The sequence below is a fragment of the Bradyrhizobium neotropicale genome (assembly GCF_001641695.1).
GTDB classification, from domain to species: domain Bacteria; phylum Pseudomonadota; class Alphaproteobacteria; order Rhizobiales; family Xanthobacteraceae; genus Bradyrhizobium; species Bradyrhizobium neotropicale.
In genome coordinates this window covers 29,562-55,422 of record NZ_LSEF01000070.1, presented here as the reverse complement: position 1 = coordinate 55,422, position 25,861 = coordinate 29,562, and the positions used below count along the sequence as shown (strand labels likewise).

22 protein-coding genes and 1 pseudogene are annotated in these 25,861 nt (G+C 60.6%); 3 read left to right on the top strand and 20 right to left on the bottom strand.

The window, feature by feature from the left end; all coding sequences use genetic code 11:
- Nucleotide 1: 1 nt before the first annotated feature.
- The 12 genes from trbB to AXW67_RS23440 all read right to left on the bottom strand — a co-directional run bounded on the left by trbB (nucleotide 2) and on the right by AXW67_RS23440 (nucleotide 10,746).
- The gene (gene trbB / locus AXW67_RS23490) at nucleotides 2-916 is read right to left on the bottom strand and encodes a P-type conjugative transfer ATPase TrbB (protein WP_063679761.1); all 915 of its coding nucleotides are present in this window, start codon (nucleotides 914-916) and stop codon (nucleotides 2-4) included.
- A 229-nt stretch (nucleotides 917-1,145) separates the two neighbouring features.
- Entirely contained in the window at nucleotides 1,146-2,474 is a 1,329-nt protein-coding gene (locus tag AXW67_RS23485) for an MFS transporter (RefSeq protein ID WP_063679760.1), read from the bottom strand.
- Between the two features lie 131 nt (nucleotides 2,475-2,605).
- Nucleotides 2,606-3,034, bottom strand: a complete 429-nt coding sequence (locus AXW67_RS23480; protein ID WP_063679759.1) for a CopG family transcriptional regulator — start codon at nucleotides 3,032-3,034, stop codon at nucleotides 2,606-2,608.
- Nucleotides 3,035-3,039: 5 nt separating this feature from the next.
- Complete coding sequence (locus AXW67_RS23475; protein WP_063679758.1) at nucleotides 3,040-5,025, bottom strand: conjugal transfer protein TraG; 1,986 nt, start codon at nucleotides 5,023-5,025, stop codon at nucleotides 3,040-3,042.
- A gap of 36 nt (nucleotides 5,026-5,061) precedes the next feature.
- Nucleotides 5,062-6,825: a relaxase/mobilization nuclease domain-containing protein gene (locus AXW67_RS23470; RefSeq protein ID WP_063679757.1), complete on the bottom strand. Its 1,764-nt coding sequence runs from the start codon at nucleotides 6,823-6,825 to the stop codon at nucleotides 5,062-5,064.
- A 250-nt stretch (nucleotides 6,826-7,075) separates the two neighbouring features.
- Nucleotides 7,076-7,765, bottom strand: a complete 690-nt coding sequence (locus AXW67_RS23465) for a lytic transglycosylase domain-containing protein (protein ID WP_245315691.1) — start codon at nucleotides 7,763-7,765, stop codon at nucleotides 7,076-7,078.
- A 206-nt stretch (nucleotides 7,766-7,971) separates the two neighbouring features.
- A complete protein-coding gene (locus tag AXW67_RS23460; RefSeq protein ID WP_082908013.1) occupies nucleotides 7,972-8,484 on the bottom strand; it encodes a S26 family signal peptidase in 513 nt (170 codons plus the stop codon).
- Entirely contained in the window at nucleotides 8,481-8,945 is a 465-nt protein-coding gene (locus AXW67_RS23455) for a DUF2840 domain-containing protein (RefSeq protein ID WP_063679755.1), read from the bottom strand. The genes AXW67_RS23460 and AXW67_RS23455 overlap by 4 nt, the downstream gene beginning before the upstream one ends.
- 173 nt (nucleotides 8,946-9,118) lie before the next feature.
- Nucleotides 9,119-9,400 (bottom strand): helix-turn-helix transcriptional regulator, encoded by a 282-nt coding sequence (locus AXW67_RS40790; RefSeq protein ID WP_082908012.1) that lies wholly within the window; start codon nucleotides 9,398-9,400, stop codon nucleotides 9,119-9,121.
- 133 nt (nucleotides 9,401-9,533) lie between these two features.
- Nucleotides 9,534-10,052, bottom strand: coding sequence for a DUF2285 domain-containing protein (locus AXW67_RS23450; protein WP_245315689.1), 519 nt, complete (start codon nucleotides 10,050-10,052; stop codon nucleotides 9,534-9,536).
- Nucleotides 10,053-10,113: 61 nt separating this feature from the next.
- Nucleotides 10,114-10,308, bottom strand: a complete 195-nt coding sequence (locus tag AXW67_RS23445; RefSeq protein ID WP_063679753.1) for a transcriptional regulator domain-containing protein — start codon at nucleotides 10,306-10,308, stop codon at nucleotides 10,114-10,116.
- Nucleotides 10,309-10,473: 165 nt separating this feature from the next.
- Nucleotides 10,474-10,746 carry a hypothetical protein gene (locus tag AXW67_RS23440; RefSeq protein WP_063679752.1) on the bottom strand — a complete coding sequence of 91 codons (273 nt, stop codon included), beginning with the start codon at nucleotides 10,744-10,746 and terminating at the stop codon, nucleotides 10,474-10,476.
- A gap of 109 nt (nucleotides 10,747-10,855) precedes the next feature.
- Here AXW67_RS23440 and AXW67_RS23435 point away from each other — a divergent pair, with 109 nt between their 5' ends.
- Nucleotides 10,856-11,137, top strand: a complete 282-nt coding sequence (locus AXW67_RS23435) for a helix-turn-helix domain-containing protein (protein ID WP_063679751.1) — start codon at nucleotides 10,856-10,858, stop codon at nucleotides 11,135-11,137.
- Nucleotides 11,138-11,189: 52 nt separating this feature from the next.
- Here the strand turns inward: AXW67_RS23435 and AXW67_RS44260 are convergent.
- Nucleotides 11,190-11,688, bottom strand: a pseudogene (locus tag AXW67_RS44260) (DUF932 domain-containing protein); the annotation flags it as partial.
- Nucleotides 11,689-11,736: 48 nt separating this feature from the next.
- Entirely contained in the window at nucleotides 11,737-12,048 is a 312-nt protein-coding gene (locus AXW67_RS23425) for a DUF736 domain-containing protein (protein WP_063679749.1), read from the bottom strand.
- Nucleotides 12,049-12,980: 932 nt separating this feature from the next.
- Between AXW67_RS23425 and AXW67_RS23420 the strand changes: the two genes are divergently transcribed.
- On the top strand, nucleotides 12,981-14,444 hold the full coding sequence (locus AXW67_RS23420; protein ID WP_430648730.1) for a Fic family protein: 1,464 nt from the start codon (nucleotides 12,981-12,983) through the stop codon (nucleotides 14,442-14,444).
- Between the two features lie 260 nt (nucleotides 14,445-14,704).
- On the opposite strand, the gene AXW67_RS23415 is transcribed toward AXW67_RS23420, so the two are convergent.
- The 3 genes from AXW67_RS23415 to AXW67_RS23405 all read right to left on the bottom strand — a co-directional run bounded on the left by AXW67_RS23415 (nucleotide 14,705) and on the right by AXW67_RS23405 (nucleotide 18,194).
- Nucleotides 14,705-15,643: a DUF2493 domain-containing protein gene (locus tag AXW67_RS23415; protein ID WP_063679747.1), complete on the bottom strand. Its 939-nt coding sequence runs from the start codon at nucleotides 15,641-15,643 to the stop codon at nucleotides 14,705-14,707.
- A 311-nt stretch (nucleotides 15,644-15,954) separates the two neighbouring features.
- On the bottom strand, nucleotides 15,955-17,016 hold the full coding sequence (locus tag AXW67_RS23410; RefSeq protein WP_063679746.1) for a DUF7146 domain-containing protein: 1,062 nt from the start codon (nucleotides 17,014-17,016) through the stop codon (nucleotides 15,955-15,957).
- Nucleotides 17,017-17,201: 185 nt separating this feature from the next.
- Entirely contained in the window at nucleotides 17,202-18,194 is a 993-nt protein-coding gene (locus AXW67_RS23405) for an ArdC family protein (protein ID WP_063679745.1), read from the bottom strand.
- Between the two features lie 449 nt (nucleotides 18,195-18,643).
- Here AXW67_RS23405 and AXW67_RS23400 point away from each other — a divergent pair, with 449 nt between their 5' ends.
- A complete protein-coding gene (locus AXW67_RS23400; RefSeq protein WP_063679744.1) occupies nucleotides 18,644-19,351 on the top strand; it encodes an IS110 family transposase in 708 nt (235 codons plus the stop codon).
- Between the two features lie 291 nt (nucleotides 19,352-19,642).
- On the opposite strand, the gene AXW67_RS23395 is transcribed toward AXW67_RS23400, so the two are convergent.
- The 3 genes from AXW67_RS23395 to AXW67_RS23385 all read right to left on the bottom strand — a co-directional run bounded on the left by AXW67_RS23395 (nucleotide 19,643) and on the right by AXW67_RS23385 (nucleotide 24,390).
- Complete coding sequence (locus tag AXW67_RS23395) at nucleotides 19,643-20,392, bottom strand: bestrophin-like domain (protein ID WP_063679743.1); 750 nt, start codon at nucleotides 20,390-20,392, stop codon at nucleotides 19,643-19,645.
- 34 nt (nucleotides 20,393-20,426) lie between these two features.
- Nucleotides 20,427-21,749: a TAXI family TRAP transporter solute-binding subunit gene (locus tag AXW67_RS23390; RefSeq protein WP_063679742.1), complete on the bottom strand. Its 1,323-nt coding sequence runs from the start codon at nucleotides 21,747-21,749 to the stop codon at nucleotides 20,427-20,429.
- Between the two features lie 211 nt (nucleotides 21,750-21,960).
- Nucleotides 21,961-24,390: an arylsulfatase gene (locus AXW67_RS23385; protein ID WP_063679741.1), complete on the bottom strand. Its 2,430-nt coding sequence runs from the start codon at nucleotides 24,388-24,390 to the stop codon at nucleotides 21,961-21,963.
- Between the last annotated feature and the right edge of the window lie 1,471 nt (nucleotides 24,391-25,861).

Below are 25,861 nucleotides of genomic sequence, written 5' to 3'. Positions count from 1 at the left end.
GTCAGTCTCCTGCTGATGAAAGGCTGTAGTCGCCGCCGGCACCAAGCCCCGCGACAAGGGCGAGTTCAGCGAGGCGACGGTCAGCGCCGCGGCCCGCAAGAACGGCGACGAGGTTGATGGTCTCGGCGATCAGGGCGCGCGGAACCGTAACGACGGCTTCCTGGATGAGTTGCTCGAGCCGCCGCAGTGCACCGAGCGCGGTGCCCGCATGAATGGTGCCGATTCCGCCGGGATGGCCGGTGCCCCAAGCCTTGAGCAGATCGAGCGCTTCGGCGCCGCGGACCTCCCCGATCGGAATACGATCTGGACGCAGTCGCAGCGAGGACCGGACGAGATCCGATAGTGTGGCCACGCCATCTTTGGTCCGCAAAGCTACGAGATTTGACGCTTTGCACTGGAGCTCGCGTGTATCTTCGATCAGCACGACCCTATCGGAGGTCTTTGCGACCTCGGCCAGGAGCGCGTTCGTCAATGTTGTCTTGCCGGTCGATGTCCCACCGGCGACGAGGATGTTCTTCCGTGCGTCGACCGCGTTCTTCAGGATCTTGGCCTGCTCCGAAATCATGATCCCGTTGGCGACGTAGTCGTCGAGCGTAAACACGGCGACGGCGGGCTTGCGGATCGCAAAAGTCGGTGCTGCAACGACCGGAGGTAAGAGGCCTTCGAAGCGCTCGCCGGTCCCAGGCAATTCGGCCGAAACCCGTGGCGCGCCGGCATGCACCTCGGCGCCTACGTGATGGGCGACCAGGCGAACAATGCGCTCGCCATCCGCTGCGGATAGCGTTTCGCCTGTGTCGATCAGACCATTCGACAACCGGTCGATCCACAGCCGCCCATCCGGATTGAGCATCACCTCGATGATCGCTTCGTCTTCGAGGTAGCCCGCGATCGCCGCGCCCAGCGCACTACGCAGCATTCGCGCACCGCGCGAATTCGCTTCCGATTGAATCGAATGGATTGCCACCGTTCGCCCCCACCGAATGAGGACGTCCAAAGAGCGCCCTCACATGGGGATGATTAGAAAAGGCATAAATTGACTTGGCGCAACAAGCGCTTTCGATGATCGTAGGCTGGCGTAGAAAGAGAAAGACTGAGAACTGAGGTTTGAGGCCTGCTCAATCGTATCGGTTCGCCGCGCGTTCTGCTCACCACTCCGAATCGTCGTCCACGGGCATGAGTATGGTCGAATTCTCATACAGGCCAACTGACTCGGCCGGGTCGCAAACATTCGCCGGCGTGAAGAACGGAATTGAACTCATCCATGAAGCGAAGGATCGGCGCCATGGCAGCGCGAACCAAACCAACGCCGCGATCTGCAGTGCTACGTTGAAGCCGAACGCGATCTGATAGGCGTGCACCGACCTATGGCCATCGTTCGTGGGCCATTGCTCCAGGATCAGGCCTGTCGCGTATTGTGCCAGAAATGCCCACCCAAAGTGCAAGACATTCAGGGCGCCGTTGGCGCGACCGGCAAGCTCGGGCGGAAAGTAGTCCACTATCACCGCGAAGCTCACCACGGTTGCCGTTCCGACGATTGCGACAACGGACCAGGGCAAGATCGACGGCAGAGGCACTCGCAGGATCAAGGTCAACTCGGCTACCACAAATAGCACTGCGACCATCGCCAAAGTCGCCTCCGCCCCGATTCCTCGCCGTTTCATGTAATGGACCGCCATGCCGAACAACCAGGCACCACAGCTCAAGACGATCGACATTATGAAGAGTTGTCGGACGAGGCTTGCGCGATCAAGCCCCTCCACGTCTGTCAGCCACGGCGATGCCCACAATCCCTGCAGAGACCAGGCCGATCCAATGCAAGTCGCCGACAACGGGGCAATGCGCCAGAAGCGCCGATCGCCGAAAACGGAGCCAAGGGTGGCGCGCGCTGTTGATGGAACAATGCCTCGTTCTGGCACCACAACATAGATGAGAATGGCACTCGCACCAGTAGCGGCCGCCACGATCTCAAAGAGCTGCCGCCAGCCCATCCAAGCGAGTAGGCCTTCGACGGGAGCCGTGGCGGTCACCGCTCCTAGCGACCCCAGCATGATCATGTAGCCGTTAAGCAAGCCAACTCGTTCCCTGGGGAACCAAAGGATGATGGACTTCAGTCCTGCCGTCAGCGCCGCCGCTACTCCGAGCCCGATCATTGCGCGTGCGACTATAAGTGACAGGAAATCGGTCGATACCGAGAACAGTCCGGCGCCCGCCGCTGCGAGCAAGAGCAGAACGCTCTGGACCCGCCGCGGACCAAAGCGGTCCAACAGTATGCCAACGGGGATCTGAGCCGCCGCGAAAACAAGGAAATAAACTGACGTAAGCAACCCGAGGTCGGCGGTCCCAAGCCCGATATCCGAGCTGAGATGACCGGCGATCAAGGCGTTGATCGTTCGAAACAGATACGAAAGATAATACCCAGCGGTAAAAGGAAGAAAAACGCGCGCAATTCGACTCCATGCTGTTGAAGATTGCATGCTGGCCCTTTTTGCTCGCTCCGGTCGTTCGAGCCGATAGCGCGTCCAGCTTTTTGTCAGCTCGGCTAAATTGGTGCGGTCGTAGGTTGGCGTAGGAAAAGAAAATCCGGCGCGATAGTGTGTCCAAGGGCTCAGTCAGTTTCGCTGGCCGGCTCCTGACGGCGGATATCTTCTGGAACCTCGCGCAAAAAGCTTTGCCCCTTTTGCAGACGGCGCCCGAGCGCCTCGATGAATCCTTCAAAGCGCTCCCTGCCCTTGGCCTGCGCGGCGGCCTGCGCATCGTTGGGCAAGGGTGGCGTGATCGTCAGCCAGAAACGGATGAAGAGGGCCAAGGTCTCGGCCGTCAAACCAACGTCACGTTCCAGCCTCTGCATCTGTCGCGACAGCCGATCGAGGCGCCGGGTGAACGCTGCCTCCTGCCTGTCAGCTCCATCCGGTGACAGAAACGAAGCAACGGCGGCTTCGACGATCGCTGAGCGGGACAGCTTCTTGCGATCGGCCAGATCAGATATCTGCTTCAGAAGCTCCGGCGGGAAATACACATTCATCCGGTCACGCATGTGTCTCAGAACTCCATTCCGTCATCCGGGTCCATTGCGACCTGACGCGCGACGCCACGCATCTGCTGGCGGAGAAGCCGAGTCTGGCGGACGGCATCGTCGTCGTCGTCAAGAACGGCTGCAAATTCCTCGACTGGTGTCGGTTCGGTCGTCTCCTTGGCGATCGCGACATGATCGGGAAGTTCGGGCTCTCGACGGAGGCCGCTATTCGCCGTGTCTTCCTCTCCTTGCCTCCTGTTGGTCGGAAGGGGCGCCGGCGTCAGCGTTGCAAGTGTCGACCATCCATCCGTTCGCGGTGATCGGCCGGCGGTCGAGGGATCGGGCGGCGGCAAGACTCTTTCTGTGAACCGCCGATCCTCGTAGTAGCGCACCTTTTTCGCTCGGATCGGCGGCGTGCCCGCCACCATCACGACTTCGTCCGTTGGCGGAAGCTGCATGATCTCTCCCGGAGTCAAAAGCGGCCTTGCCGTCTCCTGCCGTGAGACCATGAGGTGCCCCAACCAAGGATTTAATCTGTGCCCGGCATAGTTCTTCATCGCTCGCATCTCTGTCGCCGTGCCGAGCGCGTCGGATACACGCTTCGCCGTCCGCTCGTCGTTGGCCGCGAAGCTGACGCGGACGTGGCAGTTGTCGAGAATAGCGTTGTTGGGCCCATAGGCCTTCTCGATCTGATTGAGCGATTGCGCGATCAAGAAACTCTTGATGCCGTACCCCGCCATGAAGGCGAGCGCGGACTCGAAGAAATCAAGCCGCCCCAACGCCGGGAACTCGTCAAGCATCATCAGGACGCGATGCCGGCGATCGCGGGCGTGCAAGTCCTCGGTCAGGCGCCGGCCGATCTGGTTCAGCACCAGGCGGATAAGGGGCTTGGTCCGCGAGATGTCCGAGGGCGGCACCACGAGGTAGAGCGTCGTCGGGCGGCTATCTGCAATCAGATTCGCGATCCGCCAGTCGCAACGGCAGGTCACCTGGGCCACCACGGGATCGCGGTAGAGACCCAGGAACGACATCGCCGTGGAAAGGACTCCAGAGCGTTCATTCTCCGATTTATTGAGAAGCTCGCGGGCAGTCGATGCGACCACGGGATGAGCCCCCTGTTCGCCAAGGTGCAGCGTGGTCATCATCGCCTTCAACGTGGCTTCAATCGGCCGCTTCGGGTCAGACAAAAAGGCGGCCACGCCGGCCAAAGTCTTGTTCGCCTCGGCATAGAGGACGTGGAGGATGGCGCCGACCAAGAGCGAATGACTGGTCTTCTCCCAATGGTTCCGTTTGTCGAGCGAACCTTCAGGGTCGACCAGGACGTCAGCGACGTTCTGGACGTCGCGAACCTCCCATTCCCCTCGCCGGACCTCAAGGAGCGGATTGTAGGCCGAAGACTTTGGGTTGGTCGGGTCAAACAACAGGACGCGACCATGATGAGAGCGAAAGCCGGCGGTCAGTTGCCAGTTCTCGCCCTTGATGTCGTGCACGATGACCGAACCCGGCCAAGTGAGAAGCGAGGGGACCACCAGGCCGACGCCCTTACCGGATCGGGTAGGTGCAAAACACAACACGTGCTCCGGTCCGTCATGGCGGAGGTAGTCATGGTCGATCTTGCCCAGCACCACGCCATCCGGTCCGAGAAGTCCGGCCGCTCGAACTTCTTCCGCATCAGCCCAGCGCGCCGAACCATAGGTCTCGACATTCTTGGCCTCACGCGCCCGCCAAACCGACATGCCGATCGCCACCGCGATCGAAACGAAGGTTCCCGACGCCGCGATGAAGGCACCTTCGACAAAGACCTGAGGTGCATAGGCGTCGTAGACGAACCACCACCAGAAGAAGACCGGTGGGTAGTAGATCTTGAAGCCCATCAATTCGAACCAGGGCCGCCCGAGTTCCGGCTGATAGGCGAGCCGCCAGGCCGTCCACTCGGTTGCTCCCCAGATAGCGAGCAAAACGATCAGGCCGACAGTGATCACCTGTCCCCAGAGGATTTTGGTTCCGGACATCCCGAACGCCCTTCTGCAACTGAATTGATGAGATAGCTAGAGACCTAGATCGCGCTTGCGACCAAAACTCCATTCGATGCCGCCGCCGTCCTTCACGACGCCGGTGACGTGTTGGCCGAGCCTCTTTTCGAGTTCGCGGGACCAGGGCACGAGCTGAAAGCCAAGACCGTTGTCGATCATGGCAAAGCGTCCCGAGGCGAGCGTCAGCCGCTGGCGATACGTGCCCGCCACGTGCTCCCCGGAGGCGGCGTTCATCTGAGGCAGTCCGGTACTGGCCGAGACTTTTGCTGCCACCTCGTCCAGTTCGCGTCGGCGCAACGTGTTGAGGAGGTCGCGCTGCAGGATGACACGCTGGCCCTGCCGCCGTGCCAGGCCCTCCTGAACCAGATGCTCGGTACGGGCTTCGATGGCGTCGCGGGTCTCGCGGCCGAACCCGCCCATGGCAAGCGGCATGGGGTCGCGTTCAACCAGCCGGTGGTCGAGCCAGGTCGCTCCTCTTGCCGTGACCTGCCCGCTGAGATCGAGATCGGAGCGGGTCGCGAGCACCAAGGTGGGGCGCGGATCGCCGGTTTGGCCGAAGCGCCGGACTTCGACGATGCCGCCGACCGGCGGCGCCTGTTCGAAGGCCTCGACCCCACGGAAGCGAACGTGGTGCGCGCGTCCATCTGTTCCGTCGATCAGGGCGTAGGCCTCGCTCGTCAGTTCATCATGCAATCCCCGATCGACCAGTCGTCCGATGATCTGGGACGATGGCTGTCCACCTTCGATGACGTAGTCGGCAACGCCGCGCGCTTCCCCACGCTCGGTAAAGGCGCGGTGCATCGTCTTAATGATGTCGCCGCGCATGCCGAGGTCGCGCAAGCTGCGCTCCGCCTCGAGCCCGACCATCCATTCTCCGGGTGCGACGGATGCAGCAAGACCCATCCTCTCGAGGTGCTGAAGGCGACCGACCATCAGGCGCCGGATCTCGGGATCGGAACTGCCGGGATGTTCGGGGCGAGCATCGATATAGCCGGTTTCGTCAGCGGCCAGACGGATTTCCTGATCGAGCCGCGTCCATCGCTCTGCCGTGACTTCTATCTCCAGCGAATTGCGGATCTCGTGCTCCGGCTTTGGACCCAGTTCGATAGCGACCAGTTCCTCGGCCCGTGAGCGCAGGCCCCGGCTGATGTAGTCGCGGGAGATCACGAGATCTGCCCCTTCCTCATCGACTCCCCGAACGAGAAGATGGATGTGCGGGTTATCCGTGTTCCAGTGATCGACGGCCACCCAGTCGAACCGCGTGCCAAGATCAGCCTCCATCTGCTTGGCCAGGTCACCGGTGAAAGCCCTAAGGTCGGTCATCTCGTCGGCGTCCTCGGGCGAGACGATGAACCGAAAATGATGCCGGTCTTCCTTGCAGCGTTCCGCGAAAGCCGTGCCGTCAGCACGGTCGCTGCCGGCATCGAACATCTCAGCCCGCTCGCCGCCTCGGGTCACTCCGTCGCGCTTCAGGTAAGAGAGATGGGCAGTCAGCGGTGCTGAGCGGAAGACTTGTCCCTTATGACGGACCACACGCGCCTTCACCACAACGCGCCGCGTCGGGCTGAACAATCTGGCGCGGCTAAAGGACAGCCGGCCGCGGCCAAAGGTCGAGCGCCCATAGGTGGCCGAACGCCTGCCGGCCACCGTCTGACCCGAGGTGTGACCGGCTTTCTTCGCGGCACGTAGCACCTGGTTGATGAAGCTCTTCGGTTTCGAAGCCCGAGTGCCGCGGATGCGCCCAGGCCGAACACGCAGGTCGCTGTCGCGCACGCTCACGGCAGGGCTTCCCAACGATCAAAAGCGCACACGGTGCCGAAAACGCCTCTGATTGCATTCGTCAAAATGCAAGGCGCGGCACGCACCCCGACCGACCGGCACGCCGGAACCCAGGCCATACCAATGGATTGCGGTTCGACCGGCGAGCCTCTTTTATCTCGCCCCTGTGCTGTTGTGCTTCCCCGCTGTCCTCCCGCTTCCGCCAATTCCACTGTAAAGCACCCCAACGCTCGCCAGTTCAGGCCATTGCTCATTGCGAGCCTCCAACATCAGATCTCTCGATGAACAGACTGGCCCTCTTGGGAACGATCGATGACAACGCGTGAACATCAGAAGAAGCGATGACGCTGTTCGCGACGCTCCTGGCCCGTTGCCAATCTGGAATGCTCTTGCGTTCCGATTGCGTGACGAAGAGCGGCGCGACGGTCCAAGAGAGCTGGCCAGCGGATCGGCCGAAAGTGAACTCAACTCCTACCAATGCCGCGAGATTAGCGACATAGGCTTGCGTCTCAGCTGACAGCGGTTCACCGGCGAGGTGCCTTTCGTAGCGTGCTGGTCCAGCATTGTATGCTGCAAACGCGCCGGGTGCGCCATAGCGGTCGCGGAGCTCAGCTAGATACGCCGTGCCGGCCAAAATGTTATCGCGAGCATCGTATGGATCGTTGCCGAGCTCGTACCGCAGGCGAAGGTCAGCCCAGGTCGCCGGCATGATTTGCATTAATCCCATTGCACCCTTCGGCGACTTGGCGCGCGCGTTGCCGGCACTCTCAAGCCGGATCACTGAGCTGATCCAGCGCACGGGCACTTCGAACCGCAGTGAGGCCTCGACGATGAAGGGCGCAAGCACATTATTGGCCTGATCCTTCGCTGGCTGGCCAGCAAATTCCGTCTCGGCGAGAGCGACACCGTTGCAGATCATGAAAACGAACAGCAGCGGCACGACCGCCCAAATGAGCGTTCTGGACCGAGCCAAGCATGCCGCCGTGCTCGCGCCCGCCCAGGGTAAAGCTGCTTCGCGCCGGCCGTTCGGCCGCTTTGGACCGCCGCTGGGCGCGGCGACCTTGCAAGCACTGGCCGGGACGGAGGAGTGGTCCCTCAATCGTTCGAACAGAGGAATAGCGCGGCAGACACAGGAAACACACACGATCACTCCTCCCAGGTCCACACGGGGAACGCACGCCCAATGACAGCCGACGCAGGAAGAAAGCCGAAATATCGACCATCCAGGGAGTCGTCCGATTGCCAGTTCATGAGAAAAAGTTCGCCCACGCCGACCACGAGGCAGCCCTCCCATTTGGGTAGCGGCCGGTCGCGCCCGTCGCGATCCCTCGCCTCGCCCACCGCAACCTCGTCGACGGAGATGGTGAGCCCGCTCCTGCAGACGGTCTGCCCTGGAAGTGCCAGCACACGTTTGAGCATCGGGACGCCGACGGGCAGATAGCCGTTCAGATCGAGAAGGGTCGCAAGCGGCTCCGGTGGCAGAACGGCGACCAGCTCTGTGACATAAAAGCTCTGTGCGGGGCGTAAACGATAGAGGCCGAACGGGACACTCGCGGATGCGTTCCAGATGTAGAGTGGAGTTGGTTCTACGATTATCGTCGCGGCAAGAGCAGCGGCAGCGCCAAACATTGCGAGTATGGTCTTCAGGCGGCTCATCATCGCATGGCCCTCCGCCGATGAAGCCAGGCCTGATGGCGCGCCATCGTATAGGCGCGCGGGTTCTCGTTCACAGAGACACGGTTGTGAACGTGATGCCAATGGTCGGGAGCGACATCGGCCGGATCGATGCCGAGCGCCTCAACGGCATCGATCATCCGCAGTACCCGTTCGACTTTCTGCCAGCCGGAAAGCCGCAGCAGAATTTCTCCTCCGGGCTTTACGTACGGCACGGTTGAGCAGCGCTGTCCTGATGCGACCGCGCGCAAGATGTCGACCCGCGAAATGACAGTTCCAAAGTCGTTTGATGTCCAGCGGACGAAGGCGAAGATGCTGCCTGGCGCAAATGACAGGATTCGTCGGTGACGATCGACCGTCTTCTCGTCAGCGACGCAACCGAATCGAATGCGATTTTCGATGCGTTTCTCAACCCACAGGACTTCTACTTGCGTGAGATCGCTCATGCATTGGCTCCTCAGTTAGGCACAATTCGCTTGGCTTTCGCGAGCGAGAAGCGGTTCGTCGTGAGATCGTTGGCGTCTCGAGCCGCGGGATCGCCTGGGAGTGCCCGAGAAAGCTCGGGCTGGTCAGGCTCGGAATGATGTCTGCGCCGCATGATCCTGTGCTCGCGCGGTGATCAACGACGTTCCTGGCCCGCATAGGGGCGCAGCGTGGGGTGCTTCTTGGCCGGCAGTACAGTCCCCTTGCCTGGATCGGACGTTGACGTTTTGGCCCCGAGATCAGCCCAGGCTTTCAGATCGTCTAGTGCATAGACGACGCGTCCACCGATCTTCCGATACGTTGGCCCTGTGCCGTATGTGCGATGCTTTTCGAGCGTGCGACCGGACAGGCCAAGATAACGCGCGGCCTCCGGTGTGCGCAGAAAACGCGGCGGTAGACCGGCCATAGAATCAGACATTTGAAAGCTCCAGGATGAAGCGCGCGGTGGAGGGTCGCGCCGGCGCGTGTACGGCCATCATGGAGAAACGCGATGTCGGAGGGGGATGCCGAAGATTGGGGGGCGGATTTTCGATACCCCAAGCCGAAGGCGTCTATTCGCCGCTGCGGCCGGGCCGTAGAAGTCGGCGATAACCACCGCGCACCAACGCGACGCCGGTTTGCACCAGACGGACTGTGCGGCTGCGCAGATCATGCGTCTTCCAGGCCCGGTCGGGGATGCATTTCTTGCCGAACAACGCCTCTGCAATGGCGCGATATGTGCTGCCGGCAATTTGTGCATCGATCGCTCGAAGAGCTTCGCTCAGGCGTTCGCGCCTTTGTTTTGACAGATCCCGAAACGCCGGGCCCGCGGTGCGTCCGTTCATCGCGCGCCACAGCCGTCGTGCAGCAAACCCACGTTCTTCGAAATCGCCGTCAAACGGCAACTCGGCAGCATAGCGAGCGCCAACAGCGGGTGGCTCTTTCGACCAGACACGGTGGTCGACCGCGCCGATGCGCAGCACCGCGTGCCAACCGTCAGGGGCGCGGCGGACCTCGCCCGCCTCGAAATCAAGCAACGGCTGAGACGCTGCGCCAGTGCTGACAGGCAACGCGATCGTTGCGACCGGCACGACTGTCGGCAGAACCTCGGGCGCCCAATAGATAGTCTGCTGCTTGAAAGACCTTAGCGGATCATGGGCGAAAGCAGATGCCCCACTTCCTCCTGAACTCGGAACTCACCTCGCCGTCCGGGCTATTGGCGATAATCGCTTCGTAGTCGCGTCGATAGTCCAAGTTGCGACGAAGACATTCCCAGGCGATGTCAACGATCTCTGCATCCTGAAGACTCTCGTAGGATTCCGGTGACCGCCAGTCGAACTCAGGCATTGCTTCCGCCCCATTGCACGCAGCTAACAAGGATTGCGGCGCAATAACTATGATCGAATGGGTTGCAGGAAGACCCTAGTTTGGCACCACGTGGTGCTCCCGGATCACCACGTCTTGGCTGGAGAAGATGATTTCTGAACGGATGCTTTGGTCGAGGAATTTGTTCTAGTTCGACCCCGTACCACGCAAGAGACGCCCCTGTTCGGTCATCCATTTCGCGCGCGCAAGGTGACTCTGGTATGCGTTGCTCGCGCGGTCCGGCTCATGCTCTGGATCGATGTGGAGCACTATTCGAGCGACTTCCCGCCAGTCCGCGCCCTCGCTGTCGGCCTGCAGAAGCCGAATGTACGTGACGACATGCTGTTCGTCATAGGTCGTCATCGTCGATTCATTCGGCGCCACATCCGCGACGTCGGGGTCCACCGGCAGTCTAATCATGTCAAATTCGGCACTTCATGGAACCATGAACCTCTCTCTGGACCAAACTATCGAAATAGGTCGGTTATAGCCAGTGGTTTGATGGCCTACTGAATGGCTGCTTTTGCGCATGAGAGCTCGTGCGCTTGTGGCCTGGAATGTCCGCCGGATCCGTGTCGATCGCGGCATACCGCAAGAGCAATTGGCTTACGATGCCGGGATAGATCGCTCGTACATGAGCGGCCTTGAGCGGCAATCGGAAAACCCGACGATTGATCTGCTCGACCGATTGGCTGAAACGCTCGGTGTTCAGTTGTCGGAGTTTTTCCTTCAGCCGCCCAAAGGAGCGACGACGCCTAGGACACTACCCAAGGGTCGCAAGCCGATCCGACTGAATCGCGTGAAGAAGTAATTCCACGACGAATTCGAAGCCGGATGATGCCCCCTTTTGAAATTCTCGACATCCAAAGATTGCGGTTCATGCATAGGCGCTTGTAATTACGAGCGTCTGGCTGCCGACTTCGCGTTCCAGCAATAAACTCCCCGGAAATACAAATCCGGTGACCCATCCCCCAAGAACTCCGTTCAATCGGATACGTGTCATCTCAATCGGATTCGTGTCATCAACCAGAAACAAGATCGCATCGCGATCGCTGACGTAAAGCGTCGCCGTGTCTTTGGTCACCTCCACAAAGAGATTGTGGGTCATCGTTGACCAGTCCATCATCCCCCGGAACCTTTCAACGCGTGTCGGTCGTCCCATTGCCCGCGATCTTCCTGATCGCAGCGACCAACTCACGATCCCAAATGTCCGTAGTCCAGCCCGGTGACAGCACGAAGCTCGACGTGCCCGTTATTGGTCTCCAGGGGTTTCACGAACGGGTTGCTATGTGACGGCATGCCGTGTTGCAGTTTGATAGCTAGCAGCACAGCAGGAAGCCGCCGCAGACGGGATGTCGGCGCATCGAAAGGTCCCGCCTCCGAAGAGGCGGGACTGACGATCCCGAGGGATCAGTCGCCGTTGCGGCGAGACCAGATCAGGGTAAAGCCTTCGTCCCCTTCGACCTTCACCAGCGAGGCGTGGATCGGAGCCGGGAAGCTCGGATCGTCGAGCTTGACCGAGAGGTATTCGCGATCGCTGTCACGGGCGGTCTTCTTCCAGGCTGCGCCAAACTCGGTCACGCCGGCGAAGATGCGGAAGTCGGGCGCCTTGTCGTTGTCCTTCTCGGATGCGACGAACCTTGCCTTGATGTTCAGCGTCAGCGTCTTGATGAAGCCGACGAAGCCGTTGTCCGAAGCGGTGAAGGTGCCAATGGTAGCCATGATAGTCTCCGTTTGTTGTTCGGGGCCGCGCCAATCGCAGCCTCGATGGCGATCCTTGGCCCGAGGAGTGATCGGCCCGCAGCCTTCAGGCCCGCAGCGTAGCGGAGGACGGCGACAAGCCAGCTTTTTTGTCTCCCGCGAGGAATGCCGCCACTTGGCGGCAGGGGAAAAAAGCAGGCGCAGCCGTTGCGGGAAGGCGATCGAGGCCTTGGCCGACCCTCGGGCCCGATCAGTCCATTCGAGGTTGCGCTGGACGCAAGCCATGAACGAACTGACCGAGACAACCGTGGCGGCGGAAACCGACGCTGCACAAGGACACAGCTGGCTGGGTCGAGCGCATGCTGACGCCAGCGCATCAACGGCAAGGAAGACAGACCTTGGCAAACGCTAGCGCCCCTCATCGTAATCCCCTCTGCTGGGACGCGGTGCGGCCGAAGGTGCCGCCGGGGGCAACAACTCTCGCAGTCATCACACGGTCAAAGCGTCGGCCTCACTCGCTCGCTGTTGATTGAGGTTCTTTGGACTGGCGCCCACTTTATCCGGATCTACATCCGCCCTGTCTCGGGCCGCGGTAGCCTTGCTGCGAGAGCCGCCGGCAACAGCGCAGTTGTTTTGATTGTGCGGTCTCGATACGCCGGGGAGCTCTTTAGCCGGTCCCACTTTTGGGAGCGAGGCAAGTGCGGCACGCTCGGAATTGCGGGCCATCGTCCGGTCCGAACAGGAAATTGGGAAGCAACCCGTGAAGATTTTTCACACATGAGTGCAATTAGATATTGTTTTTCATAAGAAGTTTAGATTTTGATGGTTTTCTGAGCTTCGGACAGACAATTCAGGAAACGCGAGTATTTTTCAGGAAACTTACCGTGTGCACACAATTTTCAGGGCAAGTGAGCGTTTTTCACGACCGGCGGCTCCCGGAGACGGCCACCCCCGTGGGGTACGCCGCCCTGATTGACGCCTATAATCTGCCTGTTCCGGTTCCCCGGGCCCTGTCGGCGATCGGCACCAAGCATCGCATCATTGAACAGGACGGTTGGCGGATCCTCACGCCGCGCCATGCGCCTGAGGCCTCACTTGAGGGGCACCTGACCTTTGCGCTCAAGTACGAGGGCTTGGATCTCGCCCTCCTGAAGCGGCTCTTCCTCGCCGTCAGGGACGAAGAGGTCGCCGAGATTGTGCGTCAGAAGCCCACAGGGGTCTACACGCGCCGCATCTGGTTCTTGTACGAATGGCTGCTAGGCCGCGAGCTCAAGCTGCCTGCTGCGGACAAGGTCTCATATGTGGATGCTGTCGACACCGATATCCAGTTCGCAAGCGCAGGGCAGAATTCGGCTCGGCATCGCGTCCGCAACAACCTTCCCGGCACGCCGGAATTTTGCCCGCTCGTCTTCAAGACTTCCGCACTGAACGAATTCATCGCGCAGGATTGGAAAGAGCGCGCGCGCGCCGTCGTGAGCCGGGTACCGAAGGATCTGCTTGCCCGCACTGCCGCATTTCTTCTCCTGCAGGACTCGAAGTCCAGCTATGTGATCGAAGGAGAAGCGCCACCGCAGGACCGAATCCAACGATGGGGCCGCGCCATAGGCGAAGCAGGTCGCGCACAGCTCGACGACCAGGAATTTCTCCGCCTGCAGCGGATCGTAATCGGGGACGATCGCTTCGTGAAGCTTGGCTTCCGCAAGAACGGCGGCTTCGTCGGCGAGCATGACCGCGACACGCAACGCCCCATTCCCGACCATATCAGCGCACGGTCTGAAGACATCGTTCCGCTGATGGCCGACCTGATCGCTTTCGACCACAGTGCCGCAAACGGCCTCGATGCCGTTATCGCGGCGGCCGTGCTCGCTTTCGGGTTCGTGTATATCCACCCGTTTGAGGACGGCAACGGGCGCATTCATCGCTATCTGATGCATCATGTTCTCGCACGACGTGGGTTCAACCCGGCGGGCGTTCATTTTCCCGTATCCTCAGCAATCCTCGATCGGATCGTTGAGTACAGACGCGTGCTCGAGAGCTATTCAAGCAGACTGCTTTCCTGCATCCAATGGGAGGCGACGCCAGGCGGAAACGTCAGGGTTCTCAACGATACGGCAGATTTCTACCGGTTCTTCGACGCTACACCGCATGCGGAGTTTCTGTACGCCTGCGTGCGTCAGACGATAGAGCGGGATCTTCCGAACGAAACCAGCTTCCTACTCAGCTTCGATACGTTCCGCGCCGGCATCGAGAGCATGATCGACATGCCGGAGCGAACGCTGAACAATCTAGTTGGCTTTCTCAGACAAAATCAGGGAAAGCTGTCGAAGCGCGCGCGAGAGAATGAATTCGCTGCGTTCACGGAGGACGAAGTCTCAAAGATTGAACAACTGTACGCGGACGCGTTCGGCCAACACTGAGAATCACCTACAGCCGCGTGAGCAAAGGTCAGCCAGAGGAATGATTGAACCCATGACTTCGAGGGAAAATCCATGGGCCAACACCGTGATCGACTCGCGGAGATGACCGATCGTCCACCATGATGGACGATGTCGACAGAACGCGCGATGAAATCGCGGGCTAAGACAATCCTGCATAAAATCCGGCATCGACGAGCCGGCTGATGTCATCTCGACGAGCCCAGGCGAACCGAATTCGCCTAAAGTTGTAAGGACGGCGCTCACGCGCCGTCCTTACGAAATTTCCAGACTGGAATGCCGAGCCTCTTCGCCTTGTCGGCGAGGTTATCCTGTATGCCGGTACCCGGGAAGCACATGACCCCGATTGGCATCACTGCCAGCATAGCGTCGTTGCGCCTGAATGGCGCAGCCTTGGCATGCTTCGTCCAATCCGGTTTGAAGGTGATCTGCGGTACCTTGCGATTGCTGGCCCATTTCGCAGCGATCAATTCAGCGCCTTTCGGCGAGCCGCCGTGAAGCAGAACCATATCGGGATGCCTCGCGTGGACCTTGTCCAGCCGGTCCCAAACGAGCGAAACGTCGTTGAAGTCGAGCCCGCCGGTGAGCGCGATCTTCGGCCCGACTGGCATCAGTACCTCGGTTTCGGCCCGACGCTTGGCAGCGAGAAAGTCGCGACTATCAATCATCGCGGCGGTGAGCGTGCTGTGATTGACGACCGATCCAGAGCGCGGCCGCCAGGCCGAGCCGGTATGGACTTCGAAGTATTTGGCGGCCTGATCGCGAAAGAGTTCAATGGTGTTGCGGCGCTCGATCAACGTGATGCCCTCGGCCGTAAGACGTTCGAGCTCGACAGATCGTACCTCCGAGCCATCCTGCTCACATTGGCTCCTCTGCTGTGCCTGCTCGTTCGCGTCGAGCTCGCGTTCGATGCGGTCCACCACGCGGTGAAAGAGATTGACGGCCGACCAGAGCAAGTCGCCAAGATCAGGTTCCAGACGCGTGTCGTTCAGCGTCGAGACCAGGGCATCGAAGATGTCGGCGACGGCACCGGCAATCGACTCGCCTTCTGGAAGCGGCCTTGGATCGGGCTCGTCCTGTAACGGGCGGTAACCATAGAGCTGAAGCTCGTTGAGGACGTGTTCGGTCGGAGACGGAGCGTACGGTGGTTCGAAATCTGTGTCGTTATGATCGGTCGTCATGAGTGAGGCCCTTTACCAGATCGGCCGCGCCCATCGCGGCCTTCGTGGCGATCACCTGACGGCCGGCGGATCGGACCGGAACCCGGAGCGAGAGCGAAGGGCTGAAGCGACAGCGGAGGATGGCAGAGGTACGGCTATTTTGCTTCGCGATGCAAAGGCGCAAACGGCGCCGGCGGAAAATAGCCGCAACCTCTGCCATTGCAGGACCGCACCCGCCGGCTGTCCGATCGCCCTCTAGAAGGCCTGGAGCGACGCCGTCTGGCGGCCTCAGCCTCAATGACCGATCGCAACGCTGTCTGAACGAGCGACGTTCAACCTGTCTCGACAGTCATCAAGGACATGAAGCGCGCGACGTCCCGCGGCGCGAGCTGTACGCGCAAGGCCTCACGCAGCTCAGTGATGCCGAAAGCTCGCAGATCCTCATTGAAGTCCGCAAGCCGGGGCGACAGAGGGATCGCTTCGATACCGGCCTCTGAGGCGCGTTTGGTCATAGCCGCTACCGCGAAATCGCCAGCCGAATCACGATCGCGCGCGACGTACAGCCGGCGCAGCCGCCGCGGGAGCAGCAGAAGAGCAACATGGTTTGCGGAAAGCGCGGCCGCCATTGGCAGCGTCGGGGCTGCGCAGCGGAGCGACAGCATGGTCTCGATGCCTTCTCCCGCCACAAGCACGTCGTCGGCCGTACCGAATCGAACCGCGTTACCGAGAAGGTCACCCATGGCTCGTCGCGGTGTATCGATCGGCGCCTTACCCAAGCGCGCAATATCAAAACCGTTGGGATCAAGCCAGGTGCGATGCACGCCGGTGACCCGACCATCAAGATCTGTGACACGTGCGACCAATGCCGGCCAGATCTCGGTGGGCGCGTCCTCATTGGGTCGGTAGTAGCAGCGCGGTTGAAAGTGCAGCGCACCGTCATCGCGCGACGCTGAAATGCCGCGGTTGCGCAGATAGACCTCAGCGAGCGTCCCGGCGACTGGCTGTGACATGGCGAAGAGCCGCCGGGCCGCCTCGCGCGAACGGGACGGTGCTCTGCCGTGTCTAGGCTTCGGCGACGACTCGGGGTGTGGGCGGGGCAAATTGAGAAAGCGGCGCGCTTCAGCTGCCACGTCGCGGAAGTCGAGGAGCGCGCAGCTTGCGCGGATCACGTCGAGCAGGTCACCGTGCTCGCCCGTTGCAGCGTCAGTCCATTTCCCGGCCGGCTTCTCGGGCGCGTCCCTTAATCGGACGAACATGGAGCGTCCCGGCGTGTTGCGGGCATCGCCAACCAGCCAATAGTAGCCTTGGCGCCGACCGTTCGAGAGATAGTGACGACACACCGCCTCGGCCTCGCGCGCGAGGCGGTGCGCCAATTCGGAAGCATCGCGTCGCATCACGCAGCCTCCGTCTGGCCGTTGTGCTCATTCGGATAGCGCTCCAGCTTGAGCCCGTTGAAGGCGACGTCGCGGGATGGGGACAAAGTGGTCTTTTGGCCAGCTTTCGTCATCTCGAGTCTCCACGGCGGGCGCGAGAGCCTCTCTCTCGGCTTTCAACCCGTCGCGGAAATCCCGTCCCCCTCTCACTCTTCTTCCGAGGCCACGAAGAGATTCCTCAAGCCACCTCCTTTCGCCCACGCACAGTCCGCACCCTCACCCGCTATGTCGACTGCGCGATCGGGCAAAAACCCGACAATGTAATCCGCGGCCTTCCTGGCCTGGCTTGCCGCGCGAAAAATTGCCCGATTGTCCTCGCGCAGCACCTCAAGCCACGAGGCGATGTAATCCGAATGCCGCACTGTCGGCACAATGCCGAGCGCGGCACACGAGAATGCTGCGCACAGTTCCGCGATCAGCTCCTCAAAGGCATACTTCTTGGTGCCGTAGGCTCCTGTCAGATCGCGGTTGAGGCGCGAAGGATGTCCGCTGGCGTGCCCCATCTCGTGCAGCGCAGTGCGGTGCCAATTGATTGGCTCGAAGTAAGCTTCCGGCGGCGGCACCTGCACATAATCTTCAGCCGGCACGTAGAAGGCGTGGTTGCCGCCGATACGAAAGTCGATTCCGCTCGCCTCAATCAGGTTTTCGACGGCCGGTTCAATCATGCCCGGTGGAGACGGCGTGGCGGTTACGATCTCCGAGGGCAAACCATCGCACTGATCGGTATTGAAGACTGTGAAGCGCTTAAGGAACGCAATCGCTTTTGCTTCGTCGCCGGTCTGGCTTGCGCGGCGTTTTTCCTCGGCCGGCACGAAGTGGTCGGCATAGACGACGGAAGTACCACGCTCGCCTTTCCGGACGTGGCCGCCTAGCGACAACGCCTGACGAAAAGTAAGCCAGTTCTGACTGGCGAAGCCGCGCTCGACGGCGCGCCAAAGAATCAGTACGTTGATCCCACTGTATCGCCGTCCAGACGCAGCGTTCTTTGGCATTGCGAGCGGTGGCTTTCCCGCGGTGCCCCAGGGCTGAACCCAAGGCACACGGCCGGCCTCTAGCTCGGCGATGATCTTGTCAGTGATTTCGTCAAAAAGGCTCGCCCGGCTCTCACCGGCGCGCGCAAGGGAACGATGCTTGGACATCGCGGCTCTCCGCGACGGGCGCCGCGAGCCTCTCTCGCAGCCTTCAACCCGTCACCGAAGAGCAGCTCGCTTCTCTCACTCTGCCGTCCCGCAGCGGCCACGAGGCAGTTCTGCCGACGAAGAAGGCGTTGCGCACACACCCATCTGGCTGCAACGCAGCCACTATGGCCGAACAAGCGGCGGCGCGACGGCGGGCAAGGGAGGCAGTCGCAGGAGCGTCAGCATCGCGCCGCCCTCAGGCGCGACGCGGGACCGACTGCAGTCTCAAGACCGGTTAAGAAGGCACCCGCAGGAGGGTTAGCATAGCGCCGGCGCGGAACGCGGCGGAACCCGGGACCGAGTGCCTCCGGCGAGAGACACAATATAGCGCGCGAGCTGGGGTAATCCGATCCCAGCCCCTCTCGCTAACCTCAGCTGGGATTGATCCGACCCAGCAAAGGAGACGCAAGATGGCTCTATTCGTCGGACTGGATGTTTCGCTCAAAACCACCTCCATTTGTGTCGTTGAGGCGGACGGCTCGCCAGTATGGGAAGGCAAGGCTGAGAGCGAACCAACGACGTTGATCAAAGCGATAACACGATGGCGGGAACAGATCGCTCTGGTTGGCATCGAGGCCTGCCCCCTTTCTGACTGGCTCTACGGTGCGCTGGTCGAGTGCGGTTTTCGGATGGTGTGCATCGAGACGCGCCACGCTCAGCGCTTTTTGTCTTCTCGTCCCAATAAGACGGACCGTAGCGACGCTCGTGGGATCGCTGACATGATGCGGCTTGGTCACTACAGGCCCGTTCACGTGAAAAGCAAAGCGTCGCAGATATTAAGGACCACGCTCATCGCGCGCCGGAAATTCGTCGACCACATGCTGGCGATCGAGGATAGCATCCGCGGATTGTTGAAGGTACACGGCCTCAAACCGGGGCTTATCCACCGTGCTCGGTTCGCGGCCAAGGTCGAAGCCCTGCTGTCCGAGGCACCGGAGCTGCGAATGGCTATCGAACCGTTGCTCGAGGTACGCAACGCGATGCGAGTCAAGAAGGCACTGTTAGACCGTCAGCTTTCGCAGGTGGCGCGTAAGGACGAGATCTGCAAGCGTCTGATGACCATTTCAGGCGTGTTGGGCCGACTCCGAACAGAAGCGCGGACCGGGCAGAAGCAGTAAGCGGCAACGATCGTCACCCTAAGGGCGGAGACGCATCGCGGCTCCGGTCGCAGGCGCGTGCCTGCGAGTAGAGCGTGACCGAACCGAAGGGAGGAGCCGCCAAGGCCGCAAGTCTCCTCGTGCCTCAAGAGCAGACATTCATGGGTAAGTACTTCACGGTGGCGATGGGCCAGATTCGGCCATCTCAGCACGACGCGCATCTTGATCAATTCGAAAAGCTGCAGCAGGTCGCGACGACCGCGATAGCAGTCGGGGCTTGCTCTGGCCGGCAACCCCGATCATGCGAATGGCTTAGGGACTGAGCGGCGTGAGGGCGTTGCGCAGTGGCGCGCTGGAAATTTGCATCAAACCCGCAAATGGCTGGCCCAGCTCCAGGACTAGGTAGATCGCCCCGGCGGCCGACAGTGCAAAAACGAACAGCGAGCCGAAAACGGTTGCGCTGGGTTTGGCAAACAGGCCGAAGCTTCCAAAGATGATGGTGAGCCAGAAAATCAGCACCACCAGGAACGGCATAGGGATTGAGTTGTTCGTCTGTGCGAACAGCAGCAGGCGGGTCTGCGCAATGTCGGTGGCGATCTGTATGGCCCGGGCTTGCAGGGACCGCTGGGAATCGTTCTGCGGCGAAAGCTGCGGAAGCTTCGCAAAGAATGCGTCGCTTGCGGCGCTCGCCTCGAAGGGGTTCGCCTTGGCAACCTCGGAACTGTTCTCGCGCCACATTCGATCGGCTAAAACAACGATGCCGCGCCGTAACAGATTGCGTACGTCGTTCGTCTCCGGTCCGTACTGCGCCAGCAGATTGTCGAGCAGGACAACATTACTCGTCATCTGCGTGACTTGAGTGCTCTGCGTGTCGTAGGAGCCCTTAGCCGAGGCGATCAGCAGGCCGAGGACAAGCGCGGCTATCGTCCCGATCAGGCCCGTGCCCAGCCTGACGACATCCTTGTCATCCGTGCTCAGGTGATGCCCAGGAAGGAACATACCGAGCAAGGCGCCGCCTGAGATGCATACAAACGTGATGCACGATACTGCGATTGCATTCATGACTCACCTGTGTCGCGACTTGGCGGTGTGTCGCCTATGCGGCGGAGGCAACTGCGTGTCCCTTCGCGATCAATGTGCGTCGGTCGTGAATCAAGTTCTCCAGCCGGTGGGCTGCCACGTTCAATGTGGCATCATCCACCGCGCTCTCGTCTCCAGCAGCGGATTTAGCGCGCTCCGCCTTTAGAATGCCGTCGATTTCTTCTTCGATATCCGAAAGTTCAGCCTCTGTGTCGACTTTCCGAATCCGGCGCGCCAGGGCATAGAGAGAATCGAGCGGGCCTTCGGTTGCGCGGTTGCCGACGCCCAGGAATTTCCACGCCGCCGCAAGCATGGTGGCAGCGCCACCCAGTACCATCGGCGTCAAATAGATCCAGTTGCCGTATTCATCCATGAAGCTCTGCGTGGTGCTGTTGTAGACGGCCGCCGCGCCAGGGTGCAGCGGAAGGTAGGCATCCTGGTCGGTGCTGGGCGCGGTGATCTGCGCGAAAATCGGCTGCTCGCGCAGAAGATTCCTGCGCGCGCTCATGATCGCCTCGGTGAGGCTGGTTACCAGATCAGTGCCGAGCTTCTTTTGCGCAACTAGGTATAGTGAGGTCCTTAGGGTCGTCAGGTCATCTTCCGGGACCGGCGGCGATCCCCGCAGCGTGCCCTTCGGGACGTCGACGCTTTCAAAGGCGCGTTCATTCTCTGCAATTGCCCCCGCGGACTCGATCGGGATCAGTACCGGGACCTTTTTATGGTCGAGCTGAAAAAATCCGCGAACGAGCGAGAGGTATTTTTCGGCGAGCGGGATCGTGACAAGCAGGGCACTGACCTGTTTTGACTGAATGGCTTGCCGGACATCCGTCACAGCAAGGTTCTTGAACGCAACTTTTGCGCTCGCCAGATCATATTCCTTGGTCAACACATCGACAATTTTGGCGTTCGCTAGTCCGCCGACCACACCGACCGTGCGTCCCTTCAGGTTGGCCATGCCGTCGATCGACGATCCCGGCGGCGCGATGACCAGTACGACCATATGGCTGACGACGACGACGGCTTGCGCCTGCGACAAGTCGCCGACATCGCCGCGAACCACGGCCAGGTCGACCTTGCCCGCGGAGAAGGCGTTAGCCGCCTCAAGCGCGGTGCCGCTGTCGATAACCTTGAGCCGGACTGGCGCGTTCATTGAAGCGAGCTCGCTTGCCATGGCTGACATTGCCTGGGCTGCCTCGCCGTCAATCGAGCCGACTGCCACGGTAAGTGTTGCCGGGCGGGTGTAGTACCGATAGCCAAGGAGACCTGCGCCTGCGGCAAAAACGGCGACTCCGATAAGCAGGAAAAAGCGAAGCCAGAGCGGCAATTTTATCGACATCATGCTCGTCACTCCAGACGCGTCGGCCGATGGACATCGCTGCATGCCTTAATCGCAGCGCGTACAACCGCAATACTAAAGCCGCTTTGCTCTCGAACTCGGACATTGCTCGATGCAGTCGGCATGTCTCAAACGTGCCACATCCGGACTATCGCAATATGTCCGGCGCGGGCGCCTACTCAGCGCCCGTAAATGCGGTCCGGGATTGCGGTACCTAGTCCCTTGCTCTTTCGAGAGCATGCCGCATGTGCTTTTGTTCGTCACTCGTCATTTGCGTCGCGCCAAGCTTATAGGTCAGCTTGTCGATCTTGCCGGTGAAGCGGAACGGCAGCTTGTAGCTGTCGTCCACCGCCGTGCGGGTATCGCTCCCGATGTCAAAGGTTTCGTCGATCGCCATAAGGAAGGGGATCGTGTGCGGGATCGTCTTCTTGGCCAACTGCTTGCCATCCACCGTCAACACACCGGTGCCACCCTTGCCCGGGCCGGGGCCGTCATACTTGAAGTCAAACACGATCGCGTGCTTGCCGGGCTTAAGCGCATCGCCAAACACATCGCGGCCTCCCACGCCGCCCTCCCAGCGATACCGCTCTAGATTAAGCAAGTTGTAAACGAAGACTGGCTTGCCTTTGAGCAGGTAGAGAGCATATCCGCCGAAGCGACCGCCGAAAGTGGCAATCATTCCTTCCGCGCCGCCCTGGGGGACGGTAATCTCCGCCGTGATGGTGTAATCCTTGTTGAGGATGCTCGGGGTGTTTCCATCCGGAATGCCGGGGTTCTCACCGGAATACGTGAAGACCGTTCGCCCGGCGGTCGCGCTCGGCCGCGGTGTCACGAGGCGCGGCAGGATCGAGTTGTCCAGCGGCAAGACCTGGTATTTCGCCGCCTCGGTCAGGAACAACGCCTGGAGCTCCTTCAACTTGTCAGGATTCTTGGCTGCGAGGTCGTTGTTTTGCGAGTAGTCGTCAGCGATGTTGTAGAGCTCCCATTTATAGTCGTTGATGTCAGGCAGCTTGGCTGTTCCCAAGATCCACGGCGGGACCGGGGGCGTCGTGCATGCATACCAGCCATCGTGGTAGATTCCGCGATTGGCGAACATCTCGAAATACTGCGTGTCGCGCTTCGAGGGTGCGTTGGCATTCGCCTGGTCGAACGTGTAGACCATGCTCACGCCCTCAATGGGCTTTTGCGCAATGCCATTGACCATGGCCGGCGCCTGAATACCCGCGGCCTCGAGGATCGTCGGCACAATATCGATCATGTGGTGGAATTGGGTGCGGATGCCGCCGACGTCCGTGATGTGGCCGGGCCACGAAATGGCCATGCCCTGGCGTGTGCCGCCGAAGTGCGACGCCACCTGCTTGGTCCATTTGAACGGCGTGTCGAACGCCCAGGACCACGCGACCGACATATGCGGGTACGTCTTGTCGGAGCCCCAATCCTCGTAGTACCGCAGCAGCTCGGCTTCCGGGAGGTTCAGAATGCCGTTGTAAGCGGTCATCTGGTTCGGGGTGCCCTCGAGGGTGCCTTCGGCGCTGGTGCCGTTGTCGCCGCTGATGTAGACGATCAGCGTGTTATCGAGTTTTCCCATGTCCTCGACCGCCTGGATGACGCGGCCGATCTCGTGGTCGGTATAGGCGGCGTAGCCGGCAAACACTTCAGCCTCGCGCGCGTACAACTTCTTTCGCACGAAGGAAAGCGAGTCCCACTTCGGCAGGACATCCGGCCAGGGGGTCAGCTCGGTATTTGCCGGGATCACGCCGAGCCGCTTCTGGTTGGCGAAGATCTGCTCGCGCAGCTTCTCCCATCCCATGTCGAACTTGCCCCTGAACTTGTCGATCCATTCCTTCTTCGGCTGATGCGGCGAATGCGTGCCACCCGGCACGTAATAGACAAAGAACGGCGTGTCGGGAGCGGAGGCGTTCAAGCTGTTCATGTAGTTGATGGCGTCATCAGCCATGTCGGTGATGAGGTTGTAGTTTTGCTTGCCGATCCAGGGAAAAACCTGGGTCGTGTTGCGGAACAAATAGGGCGTCCACTGGTCGGTCTCGCCGCCCATGAACCCATAGAAGTATTGGAATCCCATACCGATCGGCCATTGATCGAACGGTCCGGCCGCGCTGTACAGATAGGTCGGGGTGTTGTGGTTCTTGCCAAACCACGACGTGGCATATCCGTTGTCGCGGAGAATGGTCCCGATCGTCGCGCTTTCGGGACCGATGACAGAATCGTAGCCCGGATAGCCGGTGGACATTTCACCGATGACGCCGTACCCGACCGAATGGTGGTTGCGGCCGGTGATCAATGCCGCCCGCGTCGGCGAGCAAAGTGCCGTGGAGTGAAACTGGGTATAGCGCAATCCCGCCTTGGCGATGCGATCCATGTTCGGGGTCGGGATGACACCGCCGAAGGTGCCGGAAACGCCATAGCCCTGGTCATCGGTCATGATCAGCAGAACGTTCGGCGCGCCTTTGGGCGGAACTACGGACGGTGGCCAATACGGTTTGGAATCTTTGGCAGTCTCGTTGACCACGCCACCGAATTTCGGAGGCTCAGGCGGCAGTTGTTTCCCGTCGATCGTGGTCGTGGCGCTGGGCGAACCCGGTACGCCGTTGATCTGCTGAGCGTGCGCTGCGGGGGCCAACATTACGCACAGGAGAAAACTCGATGATAGGAAACTCGCAATTTTGATCACGACGTCCTCCTCGAATGGCCGGTTTCGCTGTCCACTACACCGAGCTTACTGATTAAGGCGCCGTCATTTCGCGGCCTATGCGTTTTCGGCAGACGAGTAAGATATCAGAGGGAGGGCCGCGTTTAGCGGGGCACTCATGTCTGCCCGGGGGCAAAAAGAGACTTGGCCCCGCCGGCCAAGCACGACCGCTTTCGCGCCGGAACCCGACACCCGGACAGCCCAAAAAGAGGCTTGACGTTGTAGATCGGATTACAGAAGGGATCGAAGCCGGCGGCCGAGACGCGGCGCGGCTCGGTTTAACGAGAGCCCGTTGCGGTAATGCCGCACGCGCCAGGGAGCCGATCAAAAGATGTTCGCGGTGGCAATTGCGCACTGGTTTACGCCTTTGGCGATCTCGCAAATACTTAAGAACTCCGGCAGAGCATGAGAGCCTATCTGCCGCCTACGCTGGGATGCGTATCATTCCGACAAAGGGAAGACTTGCTCGGGGTTTGCATGCAAGTTGAGCAGCAGGTTTGTCGGATTGAGTGCTGATTATCCATCCGGTTCAGCTGACTCTCAGCCAGAGGCCCAGGATAGACGCTTGAGCGCCAAGAGCGGCACCCGTCGCGCTGGATTCGCCACTCATAAATCTGTGGAAGGCGCATTCCCCTCCCCGGTTCGCCCATCCGGCCGTTAGGCGGGAGAGGCGTTGGGTCCGGCAAGTGCGGCTATTTTCGTAGTGCGATAGCGATCTGCAACACAGCCGTTCCAGGTGGCGGTGCTCATGACGGCGCAGGTGCGGCTTGTGGGATTTTGGCACAAGCAGGACGGGTCGTGCAGCTGTCGTCTGTGCAGCCCTGCCGCCGGGGTCGTTGTCGAACCGTCAGTGCCGATCATGCACGAAAGCGACCGTGATGCCCCTGTTAGCCGACGTCGCCTGTCCTTTTTGCACGCCGCGCCAGCCGAGTCCCACATGAGCTCTCTGCTCCCCTTTTTGTGTAAGCTCGTCTGGCTTTCAATGTCCAAGGCCGCCGCTGATATGAGGCACGGAAGTATGCAAGCAAGAGGCAAGACGAGTGCAAGCTGAACCATCTGAAATCGGCACCTTCTGGGTCCCTGCGGTGTGGAATTCTCCCAAAAGATCTGAGTGTTTGATGGCACAGCTTAGGCATCTTGACCGTTGACCTGTGCTCATGGCACCCCGCTCTGCCTTTCCTGCCCGTTATCCGCCCATCGGCACATGGCCTGCACTCATGCGCGCTGACATGGCAGCTGCCTACCTCGACTATCGCGACACAAGTGAACTCGCACGCGCCGTGGGCCGCGGCGAAGCACCACCTCCCGTTGGTTATCGCGGAATCGGGCGTGCGCGACACCCAATATGGTCGAAGGCCGCCATCGATGATTTCGCGGCAACGACACGGAAACTGGATCCAGATAG